3 protein-coding genes are annotated in these 2,782 nt (G+C 57.8%); all 3 read left to right on the top strand.

The features are described 5' to 3' along the window. The first annotated feature begins 742 nt into the window (after positions 1-742). The 3 genes from HMPREF2724_RS03500 (at position 743) to HMPREF2724_RS03490 (ending at position 2,150) form a co-directional block, all read left to right on the top strand. Positions 743-1,411 (top strand): hypothetical protein, encoded by a 669-nt coding sequence (locus tag HMPREF2724_RS03500; protein ID WP_005323141.1) that lies wholly within the window; start codon positions 743-745, stop codon positions 1,409-1,411. A gap of 209 nt (positions 1,412-1,620) precedes the next feature. Continuing rightward, the gene (locus HMPREF2724_RS03495) at positions 1,621-1,932 is read left to right on the top strand and encodes an ArsR/SmtB family transcription factor (RefSeq protein ID WP_005323142.1); all 312 of its coding nucleotides are present in this window, start codon (positions 1,621-1,623) and stop codon (positions 1,930-1,932) included. Then, positions 1,929-2,150, top strand: a complete 222-nt coding sequence (locus HMPREF2724_RS03490; protein WP_005323143.1) for a hypothetical protein — start codon at positions 1,929-1,931, stop codon at positions 2,148-2,150. Before HMPREF2724_RS03495 ends, HMPREF2724_RS03490 begins: the two co-directional genes overlap by 4 nt. Positions 2,151-2,782 lie beyond the last annotated feature (632 nt).

The following is a 2,782-nucleotide window of genomic DNA, read 5'->3' as shown; positions in this document are numbered from 1 at the left end:
GATGTTAAGTGCGCGCACGCACTCGCGGGTGAAGTCGGCAACGTGGCTCCACGGCTCAGAGCGCACGGCGTGTGGTGTGTAGTTGGCGATGATCGCCTCATAGTCGGCGGTGGTGTAGTTACTGGACATGGGCCTTTCCTTCGTCGGCACGATCGCAGTGGAATGGGGCGGTGTAGTGGATGCTACGTAGCTAGGCCACGCAGTGCACTCCGCTACACATAGTCTTGTTTGCCGATCTGCAATCTGGCAAGCAGGTGGCCTCACACCGCCAACTTCGCAGGAATTTCTTATATGGCCTGCATGTTTGCGGTTCCGCAAACATCTACCAGACGAACCACCACATCATGTTGTGGAGATCAAAAAAGGGACATGCCATATTTAGCACCCCCGCGCGAGCCTCGGACACGGCCTTAATCCTACCCACCAAGTCCTTCAAGGCCCCGCTTTGTGGCCCACAGCTATGTCCACCACAACATGTAGATCCGCTGCCCCCGGTTGTGGCTAACCGATACGTGCGCGACCTGCGCGGAGCCTCAACCACACCCCGCACCGACTAGCGTGACCACCGTCGAACGCGATTGCGTATCCGCAATTTTGTCTTAACTCACGCGGCTTGTTGCCATACCTCACACATCGGCAACCCACCGCGCGGACAGTTTGCGTATCCGCAAATTTCTACCTGTTACCATGCCCGACACTTGACATTTCCACTGCTCACACCCTCAAAGGAAAGGGACGAACCATGTCCACACTCGACATGAGCACACCACTGTACTGCCAGTACTTCACCGCCGAGCTTGAGGTAGACGACCTCGCCCAAGTCACCGAAACCCTGAAACAGGGAAAACAGGTGGCCGACACCATCTTGTCCATGTCCACCGCCGCGCTCTACAACCACGTCATTAGCTTCACAGGCCCGCAGGGGCTTATCACCGAGCGCGAAATCAACGTCCTCACCGCGTTTAACTCCATGTCGGTGGCCACTGCCCCGGTGCGCGTCACGTTTGTCACCCTGGCCGACACTTACGGAAACCGTGCGGGACTCACCCGCATCCAAGGCGGTGAGTCCGCCCGCGGCCTAATCCCGCTTACCCGGTCTGTAAACGAGGCCACGGTTGCAGACATGTCTGCCACCACACCAGGACTCACCATCAATCTGCCCAATAGTGTCCACGACGACCTGATCATTCGCTGCACGACTTTTGACCCGGACGGGTGCGTTCCCGAAGCAAAGGACGAGTTTCCCGGCGTGGACTACTGCCCTAGCCTGTACCACCTTTTGCGGGACGAACCATCTCCAGGCATCGACATCACCCACGACATTATCCGCGCACTACTTCCCTACCGCGGGATCCACATGGAGGTAGAGCCGAGGATTCTCGATGGCGATGTAGACATCGAGCGGCTGTAGCTGCTGGCTACGCTGTAAGCCATGAAGGAACCCAGCTGTGGTGTGTGCTTCGGCTGGGTTTCTTCTTGGGGAGGGTGAAGAGGGGACGTGATGGGACACCGGCCACGTCTTAAGTCGGGCAGCGTCTCCGCCAGACCCGGCAGAACTTGCACACCGCCGACTGTAAGCATATACTTACACCTGACATCGTTCGATTACGATACGGAGGGATGATGGACGCAGCACGGCTCGCTCAAATGCTCAGTGCTCTCGGAAGTGAGCCTCGGTTGCGAATTATCGCCTCCCTAGAGACGGATTCGACCCATGTCAGTGAGCTGGCCCGCCGACTCGGGATGTCTCGGCCACTGCTCTACCAGCACCTCAACCGCTTGGAAGCTGCTGGACTCATCGAGAGTGGCCTGGAACAGCTCGGAGAGAGCCGAGTGAGGAAGCACTACTGGGTCGCTCCGTTTCAGCTTGAAGTAACTCCAGACCACATTAGGCACCTGATTAATCAAGAACAGAAAAGGGAATCTTCGTGACACTTACCGCTACCGTATTTCTTGTCATCCTCGCCGCCGCACTACCACTCGCGATCTTCGTTGCTCTTACCGTCTGGGTGGTACGCACCGTCACCAGCGCACGACGCGAAACGGCGACGGCGATCGATGGTTCCAACCAACTCATCGTGGAGCACCTACGCAACATCACCGAGCGGTTGGATCGGATTGAGGCCCAACTCAGCGAGATCCCCGAGTAATCAGGCTCTTCCTTAAACAAGGGGCGCGGTGGTTTTGGCTCCGCGCTATGGGCTGTCACAGCGTATGCGCTAAGCGCGTCGCGTAGACCTCCAGCAACATAAACTTGCTTGTGACTTTGACGGCGGGGTGTGTCTCCGGTCGTGGCGTTATCCTGTCCCTCTCGCGGATAGGGGCTAGGACTGGGGACGAACCACGTGGTGTGCCCCCACCTCCGACACCGCCCGGCCCACCTGCCGACGGAACCGGGAACGGAAACCGACGGAAACCATAGCTGTGGTTCGGGTCGTTGCAGGTGGGTGGGTAGTTTCGCAAAAGACTCCAATCGACGGTTTTGCGAATCTAGCTTAAATCATTTGCGAAACTGCTCCGCATAGCTAAACCCACCGCTTGATCGCGGTGGGTTTAGTCGTTTTCGCTGTGATCCAGGCGCTAACCAATAAGAAACACAACATGGTTCGTCCCCTCTAAAACGACTAATAGCCCGGAACCTTTTATCGGTTTTCCGAGCTAACTGTGTGGTACGTATTCAGTTGGTCTTAGGCAACATGCTGCGCAGGCGGCGCGTTCGGGTGCGCGGTAGCCAGCGCCGGATCGCGCGGCGGCTGTGGCTCATGGCGTTCAGGTGGCGGGG

The sequence above is a fragment of the Corynebacterium sp. HMSC071F07 genome (assembly GCF_001810285.1).
Lineage (GTDB): Bacteria > Actinomycetota > Actinomycetes > Mycobacteriales > Mycobacteriaceae > Corynebacterium > Corynebacterium simulans.
The sequence above is the reverse complement of the archived record's forward strand: the minus strand, read 5'-3'. Positions and strand labels throughout refer to the sequence as shown.